Origin of the sequence: Streptomyces sp. NBC_00440 (genome assembly GCF_036014215.1) — a bacterium.
In the GTDB taxonomy this organism is placed as follows: domain Bacteria; phylum Actinomycetota; class Actinomycetes; order Streptomycetales; family Streptomycetaceae; genus Streptomyces.
Genome location: NZ_CP107922.1, coordinates 1 through 24459, shown reverse-complemented (window position 1 = coordinate 24459; position 24459 = coordinate 1). Strand labels below are relative to the sequence as shown.

Sequence of the window (24459 nt, the reverse complement as noted above, 5' to 3'; positions counted from 1 at the left end):
ACTGATGGGCGCCGCTACGTGACGGGCACCGACATTCATGCCCAGCGTTCCCTGCGCTGCCCAGGCCGCTCCGCTGACCAGACTCAGAGTCAACGTCCCGGTGACAGCCAGGCTGCCCAGCACAACAGTGACACGTCGCATGCCATACCTCCCTCATCCCGTGGGGCCTCAAGCTCCACTGAGTAACAAACGCTACGCACGTGATCACCCTGTGTGCCGAGGGCTCGCCGGGAGCGATTGGGGCACGGCGAGATGGGCTCGCCAGCCTGAGCCACCGGCGCAAGCTCCCGCGGAGTTCGCCCGGTCACTCGGCACTGCCAGGCCATCTGCACGCGCAATCCGTAGAGCGGCACGGGCAGCCGGTGGGCATGAAGGCCATCGGATCATCAACTGAGGTACGTCTTTTGGGTGACTCGCAGCATGGTGAACCGTTTTTCCTGGTCAGTCTCCTGGCGTGCTGAAGAATCCTGAATGCCGCCCTGTCGCCATCGCTTCCCGGGCTGCTCTTACCCGGTGGCGGCAGCCGCGCCGGCCGCCACCGCCGTCTCTGCCGTGGCTGCGGGGGCGATGGTGGCTTCCACTTCGTCACTCGCCCACAGCCCCGCGGTGCTGGAGTGACAGGCTTGTGCAGCACAGTGCGGCGCCTCACCAGCGGTGGCGTCAGCCGTGACCGGCGGAAGGCACCCTGCAACCCCTGGTGCGGTTACGCGGGTACGGATCGGCGACGTGGTAGTCGAACAGGACGGCCCGTTCGCGCTCATCGCCGGGCCCTGTGTGATCGAAAATGCTGATATGGCATTGCGTCACGCCGAGCGGATCGCTGACATCGCTCGGAGAGCTGGGGTCCCCTACGTGTTCAAGGCGTCCTACGACAAGGCGAACCGAAGCTCCGTACGCTCCTTTCGGGGCCCCGGCCTTCAGGAAGGCCTAGAGACTCTGAGGCGCGTTCGGGCCGAGGTGGAGGTCCCGGTGCTCACTGATGTACACGAACGCCAGGACGTTGACGCGGTGGCAGAAGTCGCGGACGTGCTGCAAGTTCCAGCGTTCCTCTGCCGGCAGACCGACCTCCTGCTCGCGGTGTGCGCGGCAGGACGTCCGGTGAACATCAAGAAGGGCCAGTTCCTTTCCCCCGCACAGGCTGTGCCAATGGTGGAAAAAGCGCGCTCGGCCGGCAACGACGCGGTCATGGTCACGGAGCGGGGCTTCGCCTTCGGCTATCAGGACCTGGTGGTGGACTACCGGTCGCTGGTGATGCTGCGGGAGACGGGTGCGCCAGTGCTGTTCGACGCGACGCACAGTGTGCAGCAGCCCGGCGCGGCAGGAGACACAACGGGCGGCCAGCCGCAGTTCATTGCCCATCTGGCACGGGCCGCCGTCGCAGTCGGTGTCGCCGGGGTGTTCATGGAAGTTCACGAGGACCCCCCGCGGGCCTTGAGCGACGGCAGCAACAGCCTCCACCTGGACCGCCTTCCGGCACTGCTCGCCGAGCTCAAAGCAATGGACGAACTGGTGAAGGGAAACTGATGACACCGCCCCCCGAAGGCATCGGTGGCCGGGCAGATATCACGGCGCAGATGCGCATGTGGATGCTGCAGGAGGCGCACGAAGTGCGCTCAGCGGCGGAGCGTCTCGAGCGCGCCGGGCCCGCAGGAGCATTCGGCCTGCTCGCCGGGTGCCCACGACTCGTGGCAGTCACGGGTGTCGGGACCTCGGGACTGGTAGCGGCCAAACTCGCGGCAACCTTCACCTCCTCCGGCACTGCGGCCCTCTTCCTGCACGCCAGCGACGCTCTGCACGGCGGACTCGGAATCGTCGGCGAGGCAGACGTGGCGATCGCGGTCAGCAAGAGCGGCCGGACAGCAGAAACTCTGCTGGTGGTCGACGCCCTGCGCGGCGCCGGCGTTTCGGTGATCGCGCTCACCGGGACTCCGGACAGCCCGCTCGCGAGGACCGCTGACGCGGTTCTCGACGCGTCCGTCGCCGCCGAGGCATGCCCCTTGGGTATCTCGGCGACCGCCAGCAGCACCGTCGCGCTTGCTATGGGGCATGCCCTGGCAATGACCCTGGCTACCCATCGTGGCTGGTCCCTGCGCGACCTCGCCCGCGTGCACCCGGCCGGAGCCCTGGGCAGTCTGACACGGGAGGAACTGTGAAGACCGTCGCTGGGGCATGGGGGGTCATCCCAGCCCGGTACGGGTCGACAAGACTTCCGGGCAAGGTGCTGTGCGACATCGCGGGCAGCCCGATGATCGAGCACGTCTGGCGCCGCGTGATACGCGCACGCACCCTGGAACACGTACTCATCGCTACCGATGACGAGCGGATCGCCACGGTCTGCACCGGATTCGGCGCCACGGTGTCCATGACCTCACCTGCCCATATCAGCGGAACCGACCGGGTTGCCGAAGCCACAGCCGACAGCACGGCCCAAATCGTGGTGAACATCCAGGGCGATGAACCACTGGTCGACCCCGACTGGATCGACCAGCTCACCCTCACCCTCTCCGAGAACCCCGATATGCCCATGGCCACCCTCGCCAGCCCGATCAGCACCCCCCAACAGGTAACCGACCCGGGCGTGGTGAAAGTCGTCTTCGACTCCGCGGGGCACGCCCTGTACTTCTCACGCGCCCCGATCCCCTATGACCGCCACAAGACACACGTCACCCGCTACCAGCACATCGGTCTCTACGCCTACCGTGCCAGCTTCCTCACCCAGTACACCCACATGCCGCCCGCCCCTTCGGAACAGGCGGAAGGCCTCGAACAGCTCCGCGCCCTCCACCATGGCCATCGCATCAGCGTGATTACCGTCCAGGGAGAGAGCACTGGCATCGACACGGCTGCCGACCTGGAGCAGATCCGTACACGCCTCACACAACAGGACGGCTGACCCCACCGGAGGAGTTGCAGGACCCTTACCGGTGAGTACTGCGTCGGTCTTCCGCTGTGGGTGCGCACCGGGCGTCATTAAGCGGTGTGAGGAGGCTCGCCTGGGTTAGCGCAAGTTCGCTTCGGGGTGGGCGGATTGTTGGGGGACAGGATGCCGGGGCCGGGTTCGGGATCCCGGGCACGTCGAGGTGGAGGTCCGAGTGTCGGAGGTACGTGAATCCAGACCGGGGGAGCTGTTCCTCATCTCCGCTGCCCCCTGCTGTATCGCCTCCGTGGCAGGACACCCCCACCCCTTCCACCCCGGTCGTCGCCCCGCTGGCGCCTCGCAGGGCCGACAGGAACATGGACGTGACCAATGCCATGTTGTCGGACGGGCCATCAGGGGGTGCGGCTCCGTCGGCATTCGAGCAGCCGCCGTTGTCGACCACGGCGTGCCGGTGCGGGCAAGGGCCGCGACGGTTGCAAAGGCGGTAGTAGCAAGGCCTGCCCGAGTGGGCATGGCCGTCTCCCGTTCCTTGATGGGGCAGCAGGAGAAACCCCGGCTCAGGAGTCAGCGGTTCCTGAAACACCGGAGCCCGCAGCTACGAGACCTCCGTTCCACCCACCCCTGGCTCTGCATGGTTGCGACCAGTATTGACGAGCACCCTGAGTTCCGGTCGGTCGGGTCCGGGCGGCAGAGGCACGTGGCATCACTGTCGCCCGTTTGGCTGCGCAACGCGCCAGTGCCCGGTGCCGTTGAGATCGCGTGATCACCCTAAGGATGGGCCGGTGCCGGCGTGCAGCCCGGCCCGTGGCCGCCCTGCGTCCGGCGCGATGCTGCCCGCGACCGGGCGGCCCACGGCGGCCTTGGTTGGCCGCCGTGGGACCCGAGGGGGTTCTGGTATTCGGGCGTGTCCTGGTGGAGACCGACGTCCCGGTCGAGCCACAGATTGGTCAGGCTGTGGCCAACTCGCGAATGCGCGGGATGCGGACCTGACCGACCGACCCCATTGAGCTGCATCAGCTGGCGACGAGGAGCCCTTTCGTGCGAAAAACTTCTACCTGGCTTGCCGATGGTCGTGAACTGTTCTATTACGACACCGATGACGACGTCGTCCGCTCTGCGGTGGATCGGCGATCTCTCAGCCCGATGACCGCGGTTTCAGAGATTAGGTACGACAGGCTGCTCGGTGATGCGGTCGCGGTGGCTCCGCATCGCCAGGGTCGCACCTACCACCCGCCGTCCGATGAGTGCCCGTTCTGTTCCTCCCGTGGCGGGCAGCAGAGTGAGATTCCTGACGCCGATTACGCCGTGACCGTCTTCGAGAATCGGTTTCCCTCACTGGTCGGCGATTCAGGACGCTGCGAGATCGTCTGTTTTACCTCTGACCACCACGCGCGCTTCGCCGACCTCACTGTGGAGCAGGCCGCCCTCGTCGTCGAGGCATGGACTGATCGGACGGCCGAACTATCCAAGCTCCCCATGATTCGACAGGTGTTCTGCTACGAAAACCGGGGAGCGGAGATCGGCGTGACCCTCGATCACCCGCACGGGCAGATCTACGGGTACCCCTTTGTTGCCCCAAGTACTGCCCTGATGCTCCGCTCTGCCGCAGAATATCGCATGACGACGGGCCGCAACCTCTTCGATGAGGTCGTAGCCAGCGAGCAAGAAGAAGGGACCCGAGTAGTGCTGGAAGGAGACTATTGGGTTTCCTTCGTGCCCTATGCCGCGCGCTGGCCCTACGAAGTGCACCTCTATCCTAAGCAACGGGTGCGAGACCTACGCGGCCTTGGTGGTGACGCGCGCGCAGAGTTCTCCAGCATGTACCTGGAACTTCTGCGCAGGTTCGACCGGATCTTCGACTCCTGCGAATCACCCACACCCTATATCTCTGCCCTGCACCAGGCTCCGTTTACCGAGCCTGGCAAGGCAGAAGGCGCGGAGGGGGATTTCGCGCTCCACCTTGAACTCTTCACTATTCGCCGGGAGGCGGACAAGCTGAAATTCTTTGCCGGATCTGAAGCCGGTGTCGGAGTATTCGTCAATGATGTACTGCCGGAAGCGGCCGCGGAACGGATTCGAGAAGTTGCAAGTTGTTGATTCGTTGAGTGATGCGGCTGCGGTACCCGACTGCTCTGCATGTGGCTGCTCGGGCTAGGGACTGTGGGACAGCACCACCACAGCGGACTCGTTCGCGTTTCCGATCAAGCCGTGTAGCAAGGGGCTGCTACCGGGCGTGGCTGCCCTCTCATCGCGCCGCGCGGTGAATTTTCGTGAGTTGATGGCGAGGGAGTCTTGGGTTGTTCGGGAAGCGTGGAGCGGGCCCCCGGGGGCCCGCACGCTCGGCGGGAGCTGGCAGGCTGCCGCCCCGCGCAACGGGTGGTGCCCCTGTCCTCGGCCATATCGCGGCGCTGCGCCGGGACCCGTTGGGGTTTTTGCGGTCGCTTCCTGCCCAGGGTGATGTGGTGGAGGTGGGGCTGGGCCCAGTGAAGGCGTTCGTGGTCTGTGACCCTGGACTGGTGCGGGAGCTGTTGCTGAACGACCGGACGTTCGACAAGGGAGGCCGGTTCTTCGACAAGGGCCGGCAGGTCGTCGGTGACGGTCTCGCCACCTGCGTCCACGACCGGCACCGGCGTCAGCGCCGACTCTTGCAGCCCGTTTTCCACCCGGGGCGACTGCCGGGCTACGCCCAGGTCATGACGGAGCAGGCCCGGCTGCTGGCCGGCTCCTGGAGTGATGGCCTGGTCATCGATGTGGATGCGCAGATGAGGAAGCTGGCCACCGGGACGGTGGTCAGGACGCTCTTCACACCTGCGGCGGGACTGGCGGCGGAGACGCTGACCGCGGTGACGCATGATCTCCTGGAGGGCCTCGACCGGCGCCTGCGAAACCCGGTCAGGGCTCTGGAAAGACTTCCCACGCCAGCCACCCGGCGTTTCGAGCGGGCGAAGGAGCTGATGCGCGCGGCTGTCGAGCAGACCGTCGCCGCCTACCGAAACGCTGGTGGTGATCAGGGCGATGCTCTCTCGATCCTCCTGCAGGAAAGCGGCGGTGACGCGCTCGATGACGCCGAGATCCACGACCAGGTCCTCACGCTGCTGATCGGTGCCACCGAGACGACCACCGACACCTTGTCCTGGGCGCTCTACCTCCTCGCCCGGCATCCCATCCTCCAGCAGCGCCTGCACGAAACCTGTATCGCCGTGACCGGGGGACACCGCCCGCCTCGGTTCGAGGATCTCCCCGCACTCGGTTTCGTCGACCACTTCCTGACCGAGACGCAGCGCCTCTACCCGCCGGTCTGGGTCGTGACCCGCAAGGCCCGAACCGCGGCCACGCTGGGCCCCTACGCGGTACCGGAGGGGGCAACCCTCGTCTACAGCCCCTACCTGGTCCACACCAGAGCGGACCTCTACCCCCGTCCGGAAGTGTTCGACCCCCACCGGTGGGCCGACCGGACGGTGCTGCCGTCCGTGGACAGCGCCTACCTCGCCTTCGGCGCCGGGCCCCGTAAATGCATCGGGGACCGCTTCGCCATGGCGGAAATGACCCTGGCCCTGGCCCAGATCGCACAGCAGTGGAGGCTGGATCCGCTCGACCCCACGCCTGTGCAACCGCGCGCACGCGTCTCCCTGGCCCCCCACGGCCTGCACCTACGCGTACGCACCCGCACATCCCCCCACCACCCCTGCTCACCGGAGCCACCCGAGGGCCGATGAGCGTGACTCCGTACCCGGCGCGTAACGCGATCTGTGCGGGCGCGTTGATCACACGCCCCTTCCCGATCAGTTGCAGCATCAGGAGCTCTCTGTGCCATCGCCCTTCCTCCGCGCCCTGACCGTCGGTCTCCTGGCCGCGGCGGTGACCGCACCCCAGGCCACAGCCGCCCCGACCCAAGGCCTGCTGCCCTCCCTGCCGATCGCCGGCGGCTCCACCTTCGACTTCTGCCTCACCGACGCCTCCGCGTCAGCGCTGTCCCGGGCCGGGATCACCATGGACGCCATCGCTCCTTCCACTGTGGTCAGCGACCAGGGTCACCGATGTGTCCGCACGGTCCTGGCGGGCGGGAAAATCAACTCTGACCTCTCCGGGCTCACCGCGACCGCCAAGGACGGCGGGTTCGCCTTCCACCACGGCAACCGGCGGGCCGAGTTCACCGCCATCGCCGCGAAAATCACACCTGACCGGACCGGGACCATCACCGTCACCCACCACAAGCAGCGGATCGACATCCTCACCACCAAACTCACCGGACTCAAGCTCTCACTGACGAAAATCACCGCGAAGAACGTCCCGATGAACCTCACCCCGGCCGGCTCGAACGCACTCGCCAAAGAATTCACCACCAGCCCCCTGCCCGCCGGCCACCAACTCTTCGCTGGAAACTCCACCGCCCAGGTCCTGCACCTGACCCCCTCCACAGACCAGTAACAGCACCCCCGCACCCCGGGCCGCCGGCCCAGGCCCCGCACAAGAACGGCGCCCTCTGCTTCGCCGGACTGCTGTCGCACGGGTGCCGGCGGCCCCGCAGGCCACCCCGGGACAGCTACCCGGTTCAGCGGAACGAAGAGAACGATGACCAGCCCTGCCCGACCGGTGTTCGACAGCGAAACCCGGATCACCATCCCCGAAACAGCCCTGACCCTCCCGGCCCTGCGCCATCCCGACCACGCCGAGATCGAACGGGCCAACCAGCACTACATCCGCAACCACCTGTGGGACCTGTACCGCAGCGAAGAAGAAGCCCGGAACAACCTCCACGACCGGCACGCCCAGTGGGCATGCCTCGCCAACCCCAATGGCGACACCGAAAGGGTGCGTTACCACGCCTACTGGGTGAGCGCGTTCTTCCTCATCGACGATGTCCTCTCAGACCCCCGCTGGCACGGCAGCTCGACCCGCGAAACCGACACCATCGTCGGTGAATTGGTGGCCGTCCTGGAAGGCGATCTCACCACTGCTGGCGGCGAGGGCGGCCCGTACAAAAAGGTCGCGGTCAGGGTCCTCGGGCCCATCCTGGAGGGTATGGGATCCGGGCTCCGGACCAGGTTCCTGGCCGACATGCGCCGCTACATCCAGGAATACCGTGCGGAAGTCGCCCTGCGGGCAACCGGGAGAGTCCCCGACTTCGACACCTACATGGCCATGCACACGGCCTCCGGGTGTGACGCCGTCACCACCCTCGTCGAATACGGGCTGCAGGTAGACCTCACGGAAGCCTTCCGCGCACACCCCGCGCTCTACGAGCTGAAAAGGATCGTTCACGACAACTTCATCCTCGTCAACGACCTGTTCTCCTTCCACCGCGAACACAGCCAAGGCGACTACACCAACGCCCTCTCCGTCCTGGTTCTCGCCGAAGGAATGCAGCTGCAGGACGCCATCGACAAGGTCTGCCACCTCATCGGAGAAACAGAGAAGCACTTCATCCAGAAGAGCGGCGAGATGCTGGCCAGCACCCTCGGGGCTGACCCGAACGTTCGCGCATACGTCGAGGAAATGGCATACGCCTTCTCGGCCAGCTCGCAGTGGTCCTACGAGACCCCGCGTTACCACAACGGAGGGAGGGGCGTGACACGCTTTCCCTGCGGTAGCGCCACCCTAACCCGTGACCGAATGACCTATGCATCAGCCAAGTGATCTGCACGATCAACAAGACCCACCGTGGCCCGGGCCAGACCACTCCTGGGAACGGCCGGCAGGCCAGCCCCGGCCAAGGGGGAGATGGGGCAAGAGCGAGCCTGGAACCGCGCCGCCCGGAGTCTACGGGCCTTGACCCCTGATGTTGGACACACGAGACACTGGATCCTGCGGATCTGAGAGTGCGGAACGTGAGCTCTTGTCCGTTTCGTGGTTGAGGTTGGGGAAGGACCGCTGGTCGGGGGTGGGGGATGGTTCTCAGGCGTCGGGGCGGACGAACAGGCCGGGCTCGGGTTCGGTGGGGATGCCGCGAGCGTGAGGCGCGACTCGACGCCTTCCGATGGCTCCACCGCTACAACACTCGGCGCCGACACTCCCGCCTCGGACAGCGATCACCAATCGACTTCGAGAACGGCTTCCACCGCGCACCAACTACGCTGGTACCAGCCGCATAACCCGTGTTCAGGATTCGGGGTCAAGGCCCCTCGACACCGCACCCGAGATCCAGGCCGGCCATCCACGGCAAACGATCATCGGGGACAAGAACTACTACGGCCGCGAGTTCGAGCACGATCTCACCGAACGTCACCTGACGCTGCTGCGTCCGGCCCGCAAGGGCGAACCCGAGCGGGCCGGAGCGCACCTGTTCAAACCGCTCCGGCAGGTCATCGAATCGATCAACCAAACCCTCAAGGGCCAGCTCGACCTGGAACCACACGGCGGCAAGACCCCGGCCGGGGGGACCGCCCGGGTCCTCGTGCGCATCCTCGCGTTAACCGCCGCGGTCTGGCACAACGACAAAACCGAGCAACCCGTCAAACGGTCACTGACCGCCTACGATCACTGACCGCGACAACACCCCTCGGACTCATCCATCTAGGGGGCGAACAGAATGCTGGCGACCTTGTTGTCGTTGAAGTTGTTCTTGTCGGAGAGCCCCGGACCCCCGGTGGTCTGGTGGGCGCCCTCGATCTGCGACTGCTGCTTGATGATCATTCCGTGGCCGGTATCCGCGCTGGCGCCACTGGCGCTGGCGACGATGGCGGCTGCGGCGAGGGGGAGCGATGCGAGAGCTGCCGTCAGACGGATGGTGCGGGTGCTTGCCATGGGCTGGTCCTCCAGTGATCGAAAGCGTGGTGGTCCGGTGGTTGGCCGGACCGACTCTCAACGTCTGTGGCGGGGGCGAGTCACGCTGGTTGGACTGTTAGGCGTAAGCTCCCGCCCTCGCGTCCGTGTGGGTGTGTAGGGCCTGTTCAGGAGTCTTCAGGACGTTCACCAGGACGCCCGTCGGGGGCGCTTCGCAGGGGGCCTCACGCCCGTACGGTGATCGGAGAACGGTGCAGGTCAGACCATGTGGTCAAGGGGATCTGACCACGCCGACTACTTCGCGGAGAGACCCCTTCCAGATTTGGTGAAGCTTCGGCTACCGCCCACCCCCTTCTACTAGGGTCCGTGTGGAGTTGTGATCAAAGCTGTGATCCGAGGTGTCGGATCCAGAGGAGGCCGGCGCATAATTCCAGTCCGGCCTGGTAGCTTTCAGGCTTTTTGTCGTAGCGGACGGCGAGGCCGCGCCAGTCCTTGATCTTGTTGATGGTGCGTTCGACGCTGTTGCGGAGCTTGTAGAGCTGCTTGTCGAAGGTGACGGGCCGTCCGCCGCGTGAGCCGTGGTTCTTGCGGTGGGCGGCCTGGTCCCTCTTCTCGGGGATGACTGCTTTGATCCCACCTCTGCGCAGGTGGGAACGGTTCTGGCGGGACGAGTACGCCTTGTCGCCGGCGACCGCGCCGGGCCGGGTGCGGGGCCGGCCGACCGGGCCGGGGACGCGGATCTTGTCCAGGACGGGGATGAACTGCGGACTGTCTCCGGCCTGCCCCGCGGTGATCTTGAGCGAGAGGGGTAGGCATTGCGGTACGCAGGACAGATGCGTCTTGGTGGTCAGTCCGCCGCGGGAACGCCCCAGTTCAGCGGCGGCGAGCCGGGCCCTGCGGCGACGCCTCACGCGCCGTCGTTCTGCTCGCTCCGGGTCGATTTGCCCGTCTTGTTCCCCGCTGGTGCCCCCTTTTCCGCCGTGGCCTTCACCACCGCGTCCAGGGTCTCGGGCTCCATGACCATCCCTGCGGCATCATGATGGGCCCGGGCTGTGGTCGAGTCCACACTGACCAGCGACAAGTCCACCAGGCCCCGCTTCGCCGCCTCGGCGATCGCACCCTGGAACACCGCGGCGAACACCCCGGCATCCCGCCACTGCCGAAACCGGCCGTAAACGGTGGACCAGTGCCCGAATCGCTCGGGCAGCTCCCGCCATTTCGCCCCGTTCCTGAACCGCCACACGACGCCCTCGAAGTGCGACCGCAGATTCTCCGGATACGGCCCGTACTCACCGACCGGCAGGAACGGAGAGATGAACTCCCACTCAGCATCAGAAAGTTGAGGTCGAGACACCCCACCGTTCTACCTCAAGGACTCCGCCCACCAGGCCGGGACCCCACGAGATCACAACTCCACACAGGCCCTAGTGTGCTCAGTTCGAAGCTGGCGCGGTGCGGTGCGGTGCGGCGAGGAGGCGCTTAGCTCTGATCCCGACGGCGGCCCGGGCCTGGAAGACCGTGAACCGCGCCGCGACGGCCTCGTGCTGGTGGTGGCTGATGCGGGCCAGCTCCTGGCCGTACGCGTCGGTGTCCGGCTGCTCGGTGCTCACGTGGTGCCTCCCTTGTCTGCTCGGGTGCGGTTGGCGGCCCTGTTCGGATCGCGTACGGGTGCCGGCGCCCGCTTGTCGGCGTCCGGGGCGCGCATGATGCACCGGCTGGTGCGTGGCGCGGTGACGGCGTGGACCAGGACGACGACGGCCTGGCGAATGAAGCCGGTCCGGCGCCACGGCCCGGTGCAGCGGGCCTGATTGGCCGTCCAGTCGCCCGCGCGCTGTCAGGGGCGCAGGCGACCGAGCCGGTAGCCGGCCGTGAGCGCGGCGGCTGCGATGACGGCCGTCATCAGGACCACCGCATCCCGACCTCGGACAGCTGCTCCATCCGCTCCGGGGCCAGAGCGGCGGCCCTGCTCCGCTGGTTGTTGACCCATGCCCCCAGGCGGAACTGGAGCTCCCGGCCGTCCTCGGAGAGCACGGTCTCCACGTGCTTGCGCGGGACCTTTAGGTGGCCCTCGCGCTCGAAGAACTGCCGGGCGGCGGCGAGGTTGGCGGTCCACTTGTCGGCCTGCGTACGGGGCCGCTTCGGCTTCTCCTCCTCGGTGGCGGGTGTGATCCCGAGGACTTGCTCGCACATCCACTGCTGCACACCGGTGAGCTGGTCCCACCCGTACCGCACCGACGTCACCCACCGCCCGAGGTCTTCGCCCTGGCGCAGGACCTTGCCCGCCTCGGTGGGCAGCGTCTCGCCCGTGTCCAGGTGCAGCCGGACCAGGTGGAAGCAGCGCTGCCACGTGACCGGCCAGCTCGGGCACCAGGACGCGTCGATGTCCTCCAGTTGCTCGCGCCGCTCGTCCGACAGCGCCCCCGCCGACGACTGAACCGGCAGCCCCTCGGCACGCCGCTGCTCGATCTCGGCAGCTTTGCGGGTGGCGGCCCGCGCGTTCTTCAGCCAGATGCCCACCTTGGCGCCTTGGTAGGTGGCGTCCAGCGGGGCCAGGAGGTGGCCCGCCTTGGCCGCCCACCCACGCGCCGCCGCGAGACCTTCCTCCCAGGCGACGTCGTGGTGGGACCAGATCATGCCGAGCTTCTCCAGCTGGGTGACGCGGTCTTCGTCCATGTCGCCGCGGGCGTAGAACCGGCGGGCATCTGCGGTCCACTGTCCGAGCGGGAAGCCTGCGAGCGAGGCCGGCCACCCCTCGCTTTCCGCCTCCTGGTCGTCGACGGCGGGCACGCGGAACGTGAACGGCACCTTCAAGTCGCCGTGCTCGCGGGCGTAGATGACCGCGGCTTCCACGCCGCGCCGCCAGTGCTCGTGCTCGGGGTTGAGGTGACGCTGGGAGGGGGTTTGTTGGTGTACGGCGGGGCTGCTGGCCTGGGGTGTTGTTGGTTCGCTGAGAGGTGGATTTGGCGGCTCGGGCAGGTGGGTCGGGGTATCTGAGCTGGGGTTGTGTGTTCCGCGCTGAGTGGGGCTGAGTGTGTTGTAGGTAGTTCTGGGCGTGTAAAGGCCAGATTGGTGTTTGTGCTGGTCAGGGCCTTTTGATTGTCTGAGGGTGGGGTTAGCGGTTCCGCGTCAACTCCTGCTCCAGCACACCAACCGCATCCAGGACGCTGCTCAGGTCTGCGGACCGGGGCTGCAGGTCGGGTTCCCGACCCTGGACCGACTCGAAGGCGTTGACGATCCAGTTGCCCGTCTCCAACGACCACACGAGCCGGGGCGCGACTACCGTCGGCAAGTGCTTCCCGGCAGTCGCCTCAGCCTGGTAGTGCGACGCCATGCGCGCCGCGATGTCGGCTGCCTTGAGGGACACTTCGCTGCCGTTGGCGCACTTCACCCGCACGGCAAGCCCATGCGTGAAGCCATCCTCTGGATGGACGATCTCCACCACCGGTGATCCGAGCTGTGCCCGCACCGCAGCCCGCGCCTCAAGCGGAAGATCCTCCCACGGCGCTCGTATCGAAACTGTGTTCACAATGATTCCTCTCGCTCCCTGGACTGCAGGTTCAACGCCCCTGTGTGTGCGGAGGCAGATTCTCGTCGGCTGCCTCGGCCAGTTCGCTCGCCAGCTTCGTGGCGAGTGTGTGGCTGACGCGGCAGCCTTTCATCACGGCCTCCGTGCCTAGTGCGATGAGCATGCGGGACTTGCCGGTGCCGGAGTCGCCGATCGGGCAGAGCGGCTGACTCTCCTTGATCCATTCACGGCTGGCCCGGGTGTGTGCGGTGGCCACGTCGATGTCCGGATTGGCATCGAAGCCGAACGCACGAAGGGACTTCTCCCGCGGGAAGCCGGCCGCTTTGATCCGGCCGTTCCGAGCGATGGCGGGACCGGTCGTCGGACTCGGTCATCAGGAGTTCGGCAAGGAAGCCACGGCAGGTCACTGCTGCGCACATCTACTCCCCGAACCTCTTGACCTGCGTTAAGGGGCAACCCTAGAGTCCTCATATCTCATATACGAGAGATGAGGATGGGGAACCTGATGAAAAGCAGCCCGCCCGATGTGCCAACCGCCTTCCGGCTATCGCTGGCCGACGTCGAAGTTGACCCGCTGGCGAATCGCACCGACCGGGCGCTGTCGGTGATCAGGCGCGGAATCTTGACCGGGCGCCTGCGTCCAGGGCAGCAACTCGTTGAGTCTGATATCGCGCAGATGCTCGGCATGTCCAAGACCCCCGTGCGAGAGGCACTGAAGACCCTGGTGGGGTCAGGTCTGGTCGCGCTCAGCCGCTACAAGGGCGCTGTCGTGCGGGAGCTGGACAGTGCATCGGCGGCGGCGGTGTATGACATGCGGCTCCTTCTGGAGCCCGAGGCCGCCCGCCGTGCCGTGACGCGCGGCATCGACCTGGCCGCCGCGAGCGGAGCACTGCATGAAGCGAGGTCGGCGGGCGAGGCGGGTGACACAGTCGGGATGAGCCTGGCGAACCGCGAGTTCCACCGCGCGCTGTACCTCGGCTGCGGGAATCCGCTGCTGATCGCGACGCTGGACGGGCTGAAGGACCAGACAGCTCTGGTCAGCGTCTCCGGCTGGCGTACCTCGGGTGGCTGGCGGACGGAGGCCGACGAGCACCAGGACATCCTCGCCGCAGCCGAAGACGGGAATGCCGGGCGCGCCGCCGAGGCGTTGCGCACCCACATCAGCGGTTTCGTCGAACGGGTGATGCCCCACTTGCGCCGGACCGCCGGCCCCGCGGAGCCCGTAGCGGACTGATCCGGCCACCGACCGCACCACCAGAACGCCAGTGAGCCGCGGAACCGTTTGGTTCCGCGGGCGATACCCCCTGGCCTGCGACATAGGAGAACCATGGACCTCGGCGAAGTGCGCTCCCGACTGGCGAGCGTCGTCGCGATCACGCCCACCCCTTTCACCCCTGAGAACAGCATTGACGTTCCTGCCTCCGAGCGGATCGTCGGACGCCTCGTGGGCGGTGGAATCCGGGTACTGACGGTCAATGGCAACACCGGCGAGTACTACACGCTTTCCCTCGCCGAAACGCGCCGCCTGGTCGATCTGACCGCTGCGACGATGCCATCTGATGCCCTGCTCGTGGCGGGCGTCGGGTTCGACACCGCGACGGCGATCGAGTCCGCGCGCTACGCGGTCTCCCACGGTGCGGCGGCGATCATGGTGCATCAGCCGGTGCACCCCTACGTCTCCCGGGAAGGCTGGATCGACTACCACCGCACCATCGCTGCAGCGGTGCCGGAGACAGCGGTGGTGCCCTACGTGCGGAACCCGCGGATCACCGCCGACGACTTCAGCCGCCTCGCTGATGCCTGCCCCAATGTCGTCGCGGTCAAGTTCGCGATCCCCGATCCCTCCCACTTCGCGACCGTCGCGCGCGGAGCCGGCCTGGACCGATTCACCTGGATTGCCGGGCTCGCCGAACTGTCCGCCCCCGCCTACGCGGCCGTAGGGGCCACGGGTTTCACTTCCGGCCTGGCCGCCGTGGCACCTGGGCTTTCCCTGGACATGCAGACCGCGCTCGCGGCACACGACTTCCCGGCGGCGATGCAGGTCTGGGATGCCGTCCGTGAGTTTGAGGACCTGCGCCTGGCGCGGGACAGCGCCCACAACGTCAGCGTCATCAAGGAGGCCCTGCACCAGATTGGCTACGGCCGGGCTGAAGTCCGTCCCCCGGCCAGTCGCCTGGATCTCGGGGATCGCCAGCTCGTCGGTAAGATCCTCGCCACCTGGGCTGTTCTGTGACCACCACAGAAGCGGTGTACACCGTCAACCCGCAGACCGGCACGCCCGCACCGACGGCTCTGCGCGAAACAGATCCGACCGATCTCGCCGGGATCTGCTCCCGGGCTGCCTGTGCGACTACCGCACTGGAAGCGGCTGGCCGTGGGTTCCGAGCGGGGATGCTCCGCGCGATGGCTGATGCGCTGGAGGCCCGCCGTGCTGATGTCGTCGCCACCGCCGACGCCGAGACCGCGCTCGGTACGGCACGGTTGAACGGCGAGCTGACCCGGACGACCTATCAACTGCGGCTGTTCGCCGAAGTCGCGGAGGAGGGTTCCTACGTCGAGGCGGTCATCGACCACGCCGGTGACACCCCGATGGGCCCGCGCCCGGACCTGCGCCGGATGCTGGTGTCCACCGGCCCGGTCGCGGTGTTCGGGGCGAGTAACTTCCCGCTTGCCTTCTCCGTCCCCGGTGGAGACACCGCCGCTGCCCTCGCGGCAGGGTGCGCGGTCGTGGTCAAGGCCCACGGCAGCCACCCGCTGACCTCGGCGCTGTGCGGGGAAATCCTCGCTGGAGCCGCCATGGCGGCCGGAGCACCGGCAGGCACCATCGAGGTCGTCTTCGGCCGCGCAGCGGGCGTGGCACTTGTGGCCGACCGGCACATCTCCGCTGTCTCCTTCACCGGCGGTCACACCGGCGCGGCGGCGCTGAAAGCCCGGATCGCCGAGCGGGCAGACCCGATTCCGTTCTACGGGGAGTTGGGTAGCGTGAACCCGCTGGTGGTGACTCCGGCAGCCGCGGCAGAGCGGACCGAGGAGATCGGTGCCGGCCTGGTGGGATCGTTCACGCTCGGCGGCGGCCAGTTCTGTACCAAGCCAGGCCTCGCGCTCATCCCCGCAGGCCCGGAAGGCGACCGGCTCATCGAGACCGTGCGCGCGAAGCTCGCCCAGAGCGAGCGGGCGATGCTCCTCAACCGGCAGATCGTCGACAGCTACACAGCCGCCCTGGCCGCCCTGGACGGGTACGACGTGATCGGGGGCACTCCGGTCGACGGCGACGGGTTCCAGGTCCAGGCCGCCGCAGTCCTCGCCGACCGGCTGGACGACCGGCTCCTCGACGAGATCTTCGGCCCTGTCGCCGTACTGGTTCGCTACCAGCCTGCGGATCTTGATGCTGTGCTCGCCCAGTTGCCGGGCTCACTCGCCGCCACCGTGCACGGCGGCGCCGGAACGGACACCGTGCGCGATCTCGCCGCCGCCATCCTGCGCGGGCAGACCGGGCGGCTGCTCTTCGACGGCTATCCCACCGGCGTGGCCGTTTCCTGGGCCCAGCACCACGGCGGCCCGTGGCCCTCAACCGACACCCTGCACACCTCCGTGGGCACGACGGCGATCCGGCGTTTCCTCCGCCCCATTGCCTGGCAATCAGCCCCCGAGCACCTGTTGCCCCACGAACTGCGCGACGGGTTCGTGACCATTCCGCGCCGGGTCAACGGCACCCTCATCCTGCCCTCCTGACACCCGCCCCTTCCACCAGCCGGGCCCGCGCACGCGGGCACTCCGGCCGATGGCACCTGCCTCCAGCCCGGCACGAACCGAGAGGAACATCGTGAATACGCTCATCGACAAAGTCGAGGTCATCGAATTCGATGTCGATACCCCCGGCTACACCCGAACTTTCAACGTCAACGACCGGGCCGGATCCTGGTACTACCAGCCCGGCGTCACCGGACGGCGCGCGGTACTGATGGTCCGCGTGCACACAGCCGACGGACACGTCGGCGAATACGCCAACCACGCCGTCACCGGCGCGGCACAACAGGCCGCCGACGTCGCCCGGGTCGCGGTCGGCCGACCCTGGCACGCCCGCGAACAGATCCTGCGGGTCGGCCGGCGCCTCTCCCGTCCCGCCCACTCCTACGGCCTGTGCATGCTGGACAACGCGCTGTGGGACCTCGCGGGCAAGATCTACGGCGCCTCCCTGACCGAACTCCTCGGCGGTGGCCGCGAGCGGATCCGGGCCTACGCCTCCAGCGTCAACGGCGACCGCGAGGGGAGCCTGACCAGCAAGGAGGAGGTCGTCGCGTTCTTCGGCTCACTGCGCGAGCTGGGCTGGACAGCCTTCAAGATGCACAGCTGGCACGAGGGCAACAAGTGGGAGGAGGCAGAGAACGTCGCGCACATGCGGGCCAACCTCGGTGAACGCACCGACCTGATGCTCGACCCTGCCTGCGTCTTCGACTCGGTGTCCGACGCGATCTTCGTCGGCAAAGCATGCCAGGACGCCGCATTCCGCTGGTATGAGGACCCGCTGCGCCCGCTGGGCATCGGCGCGTTCGCCCACAAGCAGCTCCGCGACGCCCTCGACATCCCGATCCTGCAGACCGAGCACGTCGCCGGACCGGAGGCCAAGGCGGACTTCCTGCTCGCCGGCGGCACCGACCTGCTCCGCGTCGACGCGCACTTCGACCTCGGCATCTCCGGCTGTCTCAAAACGATCAAGTTCGCCGAGTCGCTGGGTGTGAACGTCGAGGTGCACGGGCCGAGCCCGATCCACCGGCACCTCGCCGCCTCCCTGCAGGCCACCTCTCTGTACGAAGTCGCGAACGTCTCCCCGCACTTGGAGGACCCGTCGCCGGAGATCTACACCTGCGGCTACTCCGACTCGTACACCTCGATCGCAGAAGACGGCACCCTGCCGGTCCCTACCGGCCCGGGTATCGGCGTCACCTACGACGAGGAACTGGTGACCAAGCGCACCACCGCCGCCCACACCATCACCGCGGAAGGCTGAGTCCCCGCACCACCCCGCCCCGGGGTTCCCTCTCAGAGGGAACCCCGGGCCCCTCCGGCATGCCAGCCACGGCACGCTCCCTCCGTCCGAAGGCAGGTGCAATGAAGCACTTCGACACGGCGACGCCCACACCCGGTTCCCCGGCCCTGACGTCAGCCACCACGAAGGCCTTCCGCAAACTCGTCCCCCTCGTGATGGCCATGTTCATCGCGAACTACATCGACCGCGTCAATATCGGTTTTGCGAAGGACGCCCTCGCCACAGACTCCGGCATCGGTGCTGGCGCCTTCGGACTGGGCGCCGGCCTGTTCTTCATCACCTACGCAATCTTCGAGATCCCCAGTAACATCCTGCTGGAGCGCTACGGCGCCAAGTTCTGGCTGACCAGGATCATGGTCAGCTGGGGCCTGGTCTCCGCCCTGATGGTGTTCGCCTTCAACGAATGGATTTTCTACGCGCTGCGCCTCGCACTCGGCGCAGCCGAGGCAGGTTTCTTCGCCGGCGTCATCTTCTACTTCACCCAGTGGTTCCCCAACGCCACCCGTGGACGGGCCAACGCCGCCCTCTACTCCGCCTCCACCATCGCCGCAGTCATCGCGGGACCGTTGTCCGGCGCTCTGCTGAGCATGCACAGCATCCTGGGCCTGCGGGGCTGGCAATGGCTGTTCCTCATCGAAGGCTTCGTGGCCGTCGTGATCGGCGTGGTGGTGTGGTTCCACCTGGAGTCCCGTCCCACCGACGCGGCATGGCTGACCATCGAAGAGAAGGCTGCCCTCCACGCCAAACTGGCCGAAGAAGAGGCCGAGCGTGCGGCCACCAAGCAGGAGAAGGCCCCCTCGCGCTGGTCGATGCTCCGCGACCCCCACATGCTGCTGTTCTGCTTTGTCTACTTCGCTGCCCAGCTCGCCCAGTACTCGGTGACGTTCTGGCTCCCCAGCTTCGTGCGCGACATCGGCGGCCTAAGCGATTTTATGGTCGGCGCGATCTCTGTCCTACCGTTCGCCGCGGCATTCTTCGCGATCCTGCTCGCGGGCCGCATCTCCGACACGACCGGCCTGCGGCGAACCGTTCTCGTCGCAGGGTTCGTCCTCGCGGCCATAGGCCTGGCAGCCGCGGCCGTCGCCTCCCCAGTGCTCGCCGTCGTCATGCTGACCGTCGCCACGGTCGGCTTCAAAGTCGCCGCCTCGTCGTTCTTCGTGATCCCCCAGCAATATCTCGTGGGCGTCCTGGCCGCCCCGGGAATTGCCTTGATCAACTCAGTGGGCAACCTTGGCGGCTTCGCGGCGCCGACACTGATGGGACAAGTCCAGGAAAAAACCGGCAGCACATCCGGCGGGCTACTGGTCGTAGCCGTCATCTGCGTAGTCGCACTTGCCGCCTGCACCCTCCTGCGCTACGTCACCCCGCGCCGCACCGAGACCCTAACGAGCCCCGAGCCGAGCACCACTCCCGGATGATCCCCTTCAACCCGCCTCCGGTGACGCAGGAGTTCACAGACGGTGGGTCCTGCTGACTCTCGCTCCGCTGTCCTGGTGCCGAAATCATCTCGGTGTCCTTCTGCGTACAGACTGACCAGGGTTCGCGACGGCACTGGGCGAGAATCGCGCAAGCGGCCATCTGAGAAGTCCCAGCCCGCCGAAGTGAGAGTCAGCAGCGCGTTCTCATCCTTCTCAAGACCTGGTGTGTCCTCACCAAGGTCCGCGCCGGCACAAAGTGGGCGACCGCGCTGGTCAGGGGGCCTGCTCATGCTGACGAACCGGGAAATCACCCGCCGACGGATGACCTTGTCGCTGGACTATCGCCCCGAACCTGCTCGAGCCGCCCGATGCCTACGCACCCCAGACCATCGGACGCCGCGTCCCAGAAGCAGGTTCTCTCCCGCGGCACGGGCCTGCACTTCTCGGTCGACGAAAAGTTCGCGCGCGTCCTGGTCGTGGAAGAGCCGGCGGGTGCAGTTCCTCTCAGCGGCACCACAACACGCCGGGCACCGCCTTCCTCGACCAAGCCGCCGAACTCTGGAATCGCGGGCGTTCAGTCAGGTGGAGCCGTCAAGTGCAGGCAGCCTGTGGACTCACGCCTGGTCGTCGTCCTTGTTGTCCTCGGGGTACGGGTCGGGCATGTGGCGCGCTATGAACGGCCGGAGCCGGCCGCCGAGCCGGTAGCTGCCGACCAGTGCCGCGAGCCCGACCGTGAGGGTCAGCAAAGGAATGTGCCACAGCCAGTTCGCGACGCCCATAGCGACAATCGCGATCACAGAAGCGAACATGATGACGACACAGCCGCTCGCGCCGCGCCTCGCTTTGTCGGCGTCGTCCGTCTGAAAGGGCTTCATGGGACCGGGAGGACCTGCATAGCTCATATGGCTCCCCCGTTGAGTCGAGTCGGATATATCGGGCGGTGTGCAGTGATCATGACACCCACATTGCCAGACACATCCGATGGGGACTGCGGGCTCGGCGCTGTCTGGTTAGCGCACCGATGGGTCGGTGCCAGAGTCATGCCCAAGCGATATCGAGCTCCCGTAGGGCAACGAGTTGCTCCTGAGTGAGCTTGTCCCGCCTCGACTTGGTGTTCGAGACCCACACGCCAAGCTTCACCGGCACCGGCTCGTCCTGGCCATCGACCTCGATCTCGACGACCGCGCCGCGTGGGACCGGCCGGTCCGGGCCTTCGCGTTCGACCCACTGGGTGAGGGCCGCGAGGCCGTGTTGAAAGGCTTGCTGCGCCTTGCTCGGCCCCTTCGCCGTGTGGCTTGCCGTCGGGGCGGGGGCCGGGGCCTGGTCGGGCTGTAGGCCAAGCTTCAACAGTCTCTGCTGCTGCTCCTCGGAGAGCTTTTTCCAAGTGCCCGAGTTCTTCTGGCGCTCCAGCCATCGTCCGATGTCTTCGTCCTCGAAGAGCACGCCGGGTTGGATGTGGGGCAGTACTCCGCCGGCCTCGTCGGCGGCGAGGTCGGAGAGGACGCGGTAGTGCCGCTGCCAGTCGAGCGGCCAGGGGCAGTTCCAGTCCGGGTCGATCGCCGCCAGCTGCGCGGCACGCACCGCCGCTCGCTCCGGGTCCTTGCCCAGGCCGTTCTTCTGCCCCTTCCGCCGGAGGTTCGCCAGGTGCTGCCCGATGGGCACCATCGCCTCGCCCTCGCCCCAGACGGCGTCCTGCCGGGGTGCGAGGTGTCCGGTGGCTCGCCGGTAGGACCGGAACGCGGCGAGTTTGTTCTCCCACGCTTCGTCGCCGGGTTCCCACACCATCCCGGCGTCGTCGAGGAGCTCCTTGCGGTGGGGGTCGAGTTCGCCTGTGCGCTGGGCGCGGCGTTGCTGGTGCACCCACCGGCCCAGGGGGTAGTCCTTCGTCACGCCGACTGCGGTCTCGGTGTCGTACGGCACGGCGTACAGGCCGGTGATCTCGTTCTCGGTACGCCAGCGGATGAGGGCTTGGTAGCCCTCCAGCCAGACGAGGGATTCGGGCCGGATGACGCGGCAGCGGGTCAGAGCAGCGATGTTGGCGGCGTCCCGGGGAGAAGCAAAGTTGACCACGACCGAGGTGACCCGGTCGACCTCCTGCTGCGCCTCGTCGCTCGCCTCTTGCCCGTCTCCGTTCTGCGCCCCGGTCGCGGGGGTGGGGCGGACGTGGATGCGCCGCCGCTCGGCGCCGCGGGTCAGGGCGTGGGAGGCGAGCTGGTCGACCATGCGTTCCGAGTGCGAGCGCAGGGCTTGGAGGATGTCGACCAGGGGTTGGTAGCTGGCCGAGGCGATCATGTCCTTCGGGTCCTCCTCGGGCTGGAGGAAGACAGGGATGATGATCCGGGCGGTCTTGGTCGTGCCGTCCGGGTTGGGGCGCAGGGCGCGTCCGATGTTCTGAACGACGTCGACCTGGGAGCTGCGCGAGCCGACGATGCACACGGCCTCGACCCCGCGCAGTCCGGTGATATCGACCCCGACCCCGAGCGCCCGTACCGAGGAGAGGAACGCCCGGTGTACGCGTCGGTTCTGGGCGTTGATGCCGTTGGCGAACCGGTGGATCACCGCACGCCGGTGCGCGATGGGATGGTCCCCGCACAGCCAGTCCGCCCATACCCGGTCCGGAGGCACGTGACGGGCCTCCTCCAGCTCGTACAGCTCAGCATCGATCGACGACGCGGGCAGTTCCTCCGCCCCGGCCAGCGCCGCCGCGGAGGCCTCGGCGGTATACAGTTCGGCGGCCGTGCGCGGCATCTGCTCGGCGAACGCGGCCGCCTCCTCCACCCGCTGGTGGAACACCATGGTGGTGTGCAGATTCTGCTGCGCCGCGTGCTCCAGCAGCGCCGCTTGGAGCAGGGCCATGCGCCGGCCACGCAGGGTGTCCCCGGACAGGCCCAGGACCGGGTCCGGGTCGCGGATCTCCAGCACGTCGATCTCGAACCCCGCAAGGATCGAGCGTTCCACTGCCTCCGCCAGACCGAGATCAAAAATCCGGGTGCCGTAGGTGCTGGAGTCATCCTCCATCGACGCGATCACCACCTCCCGGCCGTCCCGCCCGCGCTGCGGCCGGGGCGCGGCGAGGATCCGCGGGGTGGCGGTCAGGTAGAGCCGGAAGTCGACAGGGATCCGACTGTTGTCGTGGATCGCCGCCCACGGCCGCCCCATGTCTCCGGCCGTCATGTGCCCCTCGTCCAGAATGGCCAGGTCAAACGGAGCCATCCGCTGCCCGTACAGCCGCTCCCCGCCGGCCAGAGCCGATTCCAACGGCCCAGGGACAGTCCGGCGACCAGTGACGTCGGCGGGGTCCTCGCGGTCCACGAGGGAGGCGTAGGTGGCGAACACGACCACCGGCCCGGTCCCGGCCCACAGGGCGAGCTGGATCGGGTTGGTGGTGGTGCGCACTCCGAGCTGCTCCAGGACCTCGTCCTTGTCCACCGAGCAGACTGCGACCATCGGCGCCCGGTGCCCGACCCGCCGCCAGGACTGGGCACTCTGCACGATCAGGTCCAGCGTGGGCACCATCACCAGAATCCGCCCGCCCGGGAAGTACTCCAGAGCGCATGCAGCGGTGGTGATCGTCTTGCCGGACCCGGTCGCAGACACCCCCATCGCACGCGCCCCTTCCGGAGGAACAGGCGATCTTGCAGGAAATCCAACCCAGTTACGAAAACTCAACTTCTGGTCGACCTGGTGTTCCTTGAGCGGAACCAAAAGCATTTTCAAGCCCTCCCTAATACTTGTCCCTGATGTCTTTCAGAGGGCCGCGTGCGGAGTGCAGGCCGCGCCCGAGTCATTCCAGATCGACGCATCCGCCTTGTGCCAGCCGCCGGGCTTTCCGTCTTTGAAGGGAGGCTTGTCGTCCGGGTCGTAGTGGCCGGCATTGAGTGTGCAGACGACGTAGTCCCCGTCGCTGTTCACGGTTCGCGCGGTGCACAGAGCGCCGGCCTCGCCCAGCGCCGCCAGCACCCGGCGCCACTGCGTGGTGTTCGGATGCGTGCGCGGCAGCACAGTCCCCCGGACGAACCTCTCCAGCCGAACAAGGTCCGACCGCTCACGCCGCCTCACGCCCGCCAGATGCACGGCCAGCTCAGCGGCCCCGGCCGACCTGCCGGCACGCCGGGACCAGTCACGGTCCGCGATGCCCACCAGGGCCTCGCTCACGGCCGTTACGCCTTCGTCCCAGCCGTTCTCGAAGACCGGGCCCCGGCAGGCCGGCGCCATGCCGTCCAACTCGACCACCTCGCCGGCGGCCCCGGCGACCGCTCCGGCCTCCAGGGAGGCCAGCAGGTCGTCCGCCTCAGCCGCGGGCACGCCCTGCGCCTCCAGGAGCGCGAACAGCTTCAACCGGGCGTTGGTGCCCGCCGTCTGATACTGGCTCACCCTGCGCACAGAATCGCTGCTCAGCGCGGGGCCCGTTCCGATAGATTCGCTGTGACCAGTCATCGACGGGCCGTTCCTCTCGAATATTAAGGGGTCTCTGGGCGACTGTTGGGTGTCCTATATTTTCGCCAACGGTACATGCTGCATCAATTTGATGCAGCGATACACTAGAACCCACACGAACGAGCGACCCCTCCTCCTTGCAGCCAGCCCGGCCCGCGTCAGCGGGCCTTGAGGCCCTGGAGGCGAAGCCGGAGGGGCCGTTGGGCGGGGGAGCGCAGCGGACCCGCTTGGCCAGGTTGGAGCGCAGCGGAAACCTGGCCACTTGGGCGCAGCCCAAGGAGGCTCGGGAGCGCAGCGGACGGGCCGTCAACCATCCCGCGCAGCGGGATGGTTGCACGAGTGGCGCAGCCACTCGTTGGCGCTCACGCGGAGCGTGAGCGCAACACCAGGCGCAGCCCGGGTGTTCGCTTGCACATCGCGCAGCGATGTG

The 24459-nt window shown here is 67.3% G+C and carries 19 protein-coding genes and 3 pseudogenes; 13 read left to right on the top strand and 9 right to left on the bottom strand.

What is annotated here, in order from left to right; all coding sequences use genetic code 11:
* Nucleotides 1-717: 717 nt before the first annotated feature.
* The 8 genes and pseudogenes from kdsA to OHB13_RS37445 form a co-directional block, all read left to right on the top strand.
* Nucleotides 718-1524, top strand: coding sequence for a 3-deoxy-8-phosphooctulonate synthase (gene kdsA / locus OHB13_RS37485; RefSeq protein ID WP_328380782.1), 807 nt, complete (start codon nucleotides 718-720; stop codon nucleotides 1522-1524).
* Nucleotides 1524-2153 carry an SIS domain-containing protein gene (locus OHB13_RS37480; RefSeq protein ID WP_328380512.1) on the top strand — a complete coding sequence of 210 codons (630 nt, stop codon included), beginning with the start codon at nucleotides 1524-1526 and terminating at the stop codon, nucleotides 2151-2153. Before kdsA ends, OHB13_RS37480 begins: the two co-directional genes overlap by 1 nt.
* Complete coding sequence (gene kdsB / locus OHB13_RS37475; RefSeq protein ID WP_328380511.1) at nucleotides 2150-2893, top strand: 3-deoxy-manno-octulosonate cytidylyltransferase; 744 nt, start codon at nucleotides 2150-2152, stop codon at nucleotides 2891-2893. The genes OHB13_RS37480 and kdsB overlap by 4 nt, the downstream gene beginning before the upstream one ends.
* Before the next feature lie 1023 nt (nucleotides 2894-3916).
* Complete coding sequence (gene galT / locus OHB13_RS37470) at nucleotides 3917-4975, top strand: galactose-1-phosphate uridylyltransferase (protein ID WP_328380510.1); 1059 nt, start codon at nucleotides 3917-3919, stop codon at nucleotides 4973-4975.
* Nucleotides 4976-5175: 200 nt separating this feature from the next.
* Entirely contained in the window at nucleotides 5176-6594 is a 1419-nt protein-coding gene (locus tag OHB13_RS37465; protein WP_328380509.1) for a cytochrome P450, read from the top strand.
* Nucleotides 6595-6685: 91 nt separating this feature from the next.
* Nucleotides 6686-7306 carry a hypothetical protein gene (locus OHB13_RS37460; protein ID WP_328380508.1) on the top strand — a complete coding sequence of 207 codons (621 nt, stop codon included), beginning with the start codon at nucleotides 6686-6688 and terminating at the stop codon, nucleotides 7304-7306.
* 144 nt (nucleotides 7307-7450) lie between these two features.
* Entirely contained in the window at nucleotides 7451-8515 is a 1065-nt protein-coding gene (locus OHB13_RS37455; RefSeq protein ID WP_328380507.1) for a terpene synthase family protein, read from the top strand.
* 484 nt (nucleotides 8516-8999) lie between these two features.
* A pseudogene (locus tag OHB13_RS37445) lies at nucleotides 9000-9362 on the top strand (IS982 family transposase); the annotation flags it as partial.
* 29 nt (nucleotides 9363-9391) lie between these two features.
* Here OHB13_RS37445 and OHB13_RS37440 read toward each other — a convergent pair.
* The 6 genes and pseudogenes from OHB13_RS37440 to OHB13_RS37415 form a co-directional block, all read right to left on the bottom strand.
* A complete protein-coding gene (locus OHB13_RS37440) occupies nucleotides 9392-9622 on the bottom strand; it encodes a hypothetical protein (RefSeq protein WP_328380506.1) in 231 nt (76 codons plus the stop codon).
* A gap of 359 nt (nucleotides 9623-9981) precedes the next feature.
* Nucleotides 9982-10955: pseudogene (locus OHB13_RS37435) on the bottom strand (IS5 family transposase).
* Between the two features lie 79 nt (nucleotides 10956-11034).
* Nucleotides 11035-11211, bottom strand: coding sequence for a hypothetical protein (locus tag OHB13_RS37430; RefSeq protein WP_328380505.1), 177 nt, complete (start codon nucleotides 11209-11211; stop codon nucleotides 11035-11037).
* Between the two features lie 289 nt (nucleotides 11212-11500).
* The gene (locus tag OHB13_RS37425) at nucleotides 11501-12577 is read right to left on the bottom strand and encodes a helicase associated domain-containing protein (RefSeq protein WP_405914480.1); all 1077 of its coding nucleotides are present in this window, start codon (nucleotides 12575-12577) and stop codon (nucleotides 11501-11503) included.
* A gap of 136 nt (nucleotides 12578-12713) precedes the next feature.
* The gene (locus OHB13_RS37420; protein ID WP_328380504.1) at nucleotides 12714-13127 is read right to left on the bottom strand and encodes a hypothetical protein; all 414 of its coding nucleotides are present in this window, start codon (nucleotides 13125-13127) and stop codon (nucleotides 12714-12716) included.
* A 61-nt stretch (nucleotides 13128-13188) separates the two neighbouring features.
* Nucleotides 13189-13534, bottom strand: a pseudogene (locus OHB13_RS37415) (ATP-binding protein); the annotation flags it as partial.
* Between the two features lie 98 nt (nucleotides 13535-13632).
* Here OHB13_RS37415 and OHB13_RS37410 point away from each other — a divergent pair.
* The 5 genes from OHB13_RS37410 (at nucleotide 13633) to OHB13_RS37390 (ending at nucleotide 19592) form a co-directional block, all read left to right on the top strand.
* Nucleotides 13633-14361, top strand: coding sequence for a GntR family transcriptional regulator (locus tag OHB13_RS37410; RefSeq protein WP_328380503.1), 729 nt, complete (start codon nucleotides 13633-13635; stop codon nucleotides 14359-14361).
* A 93-nt stretch (nucleotides 14362-14454) separates the two neighbouring features.
* A complete protein-coding gene (locus tag OHB13_RS37405) occupies nucleotides 14455-15360 on the top strand; it encodes a dihydrodipicolinate synthase family protein (RefSeq protein WP_328380502.1) in 906 nt (301 codons plus the stop codon).
* Complete coding sequence (locus OHB13_RS37400) at nucleotides 15357-16859, top strand: aldehyde dehydrogenase family protein (protein WP_328380501.1); 1503 nt, start codon at nucleotides 15357-15359, stop codon at nucleotides 16857-16859. Before OHB13_RS37405 ends, OHB13_RS37400 begins: the two co-directional genes overlap by 4 nt.
* Before the next feature lie 91 nt (nucleotides 16860-16950).
* Entirely contained in the window at nucleotides 16951-18135 is a 1185-nt protein-coding gene (locus OHB13_RS37395) for an enolase C-terminal domain-like protein (RefSeq protein WP_328380500.1), read from the top strand.
* Nucleotides 18136-18236: 101 nt separating this feature from the next.
* Nucleotides 18237-19592: an MFS transporter gene (locus OHB13_RS37390; RefSeq protein ID WP_328380499.1), complete on the top strand. Its 1356-nt coding sequence runs from the start codon at nucleotides 18237-18239 to the stop codon at nucleotides 19590-19592.
* 614 nt (nucleotides 19593-20206) lie between these two features.
* Here the strand turns inward: OHB13_RS37390 and OHB13_RS37385 are convergent.
* The 3 genes from OHB13_RS37385 to OHB13_RS37375 all read right to left on the bottom strand — a co-directional run bounded on the left by OHB13_RS37385 (nucleotide 20207) and on the right by OHB13_RS37375 (nucleotide 23966).
* Nucleotides 20207-20467 carry a hypothetical protein gene (locus tag OHB13_RS37385; RefSeq protein WP_328335988.1) on the bottom strand — a complete coding sequence of 87 codons (261 nt, stop codon included), beginning with the start codon at nucleotides 20465-20467 and terminating at the stop codon, nucleotides 20207-20209.
* A gap of 163 nt (nucleotides 20468-20630) precedes the next feature.
* Nucleotides 20631-23303, bottom strand: coding sequence for a DEAD/DEAH box helicase (locus tag OHB13_RS37380; RefSeq protein ID WP_328380498.1), 2673 nt, complete (start codon nucleotides 23301-23303; stop codon nucleotides 20631-20633).
* Between the two features lie 36 nt (nucleotides 23304-23339).
* Complete coding sequence (locus tag OHB13_RS37375) at nucleotides 23340-23966, bottom strand: hypothetical protein (RefSeq protein ID WP_328374568.1); 627 nt, start codon at nucleotides 23964-23966, stop codon at nucleotides 23340-23342.
* Between the last annotated feature and the right edge of the window lie 493 nt (nucleotides 23967-24459).

What these genes read in the sequence shown, in the direction of transcription:
- OHB13_RS37480 (WP_328380512.1), top strand. Translation starts at nt 1,524, where the DNA reads ATGACACCGCCCCCCGAAGGCATCGGTGGCCGGGCAGATATCACGGCG.
- OHB13_RS37455 (WP_328380507.1), top strand. Translation starts at nt 7,451, where the DNA reads ATGACCAGCCCTGCCCGACCGGTGTTCGACAGCGAAACCCGGATCACC.
- OHB13_RS37440 (WP_328380506.1), bottom strand. Translation starts at nt 9,622, where the DNA reads ATGGCAAGCACCCGCACCATCCGTCTGACGGCAGCTCTCGCATCGCTC.
- OHB13_RS37410 (WP_328380503.1), top strand. Translation starts at nt 13,633, where the DNA reads ATGAAAAGCAGCCCGCCCGATGTGCCAACCGCCTTCCGGCTATCGCTG.
- OHB13_RS37405 (WP_328380502.1), top strand. Translation starts at nt 14,455, where the DNA reads ATGGACCTCGGCGAAGTGCGCTCCCGACTGGCGAGCGTCGTCGCGATC.
- OHB13_RS37390 (WP_328380499.1), top strand. Translation starts at nt 18,237, where the DNA reads ATGAAGCACTTCGACACGGCGACGCCCACACCCGGTTCCCCGGCCCTG.
- OHB13_RS37385 (WP_328335988.1), bottom strand. Translation starts at nt 20,467, where the DNA reads ATGAAGCCCTTTCAGACGGACGACGCCGACAAAGCGAGGCGCGGCGCG.
- OHB13_RS37380 (WP_328380498.1), bottom strand. Translation starts at nt 23,303, where the DNA reads ATGCTTTTGGTTCCGCTCAAGGAACACCAGGTCGACCAGAAGTTGAGT.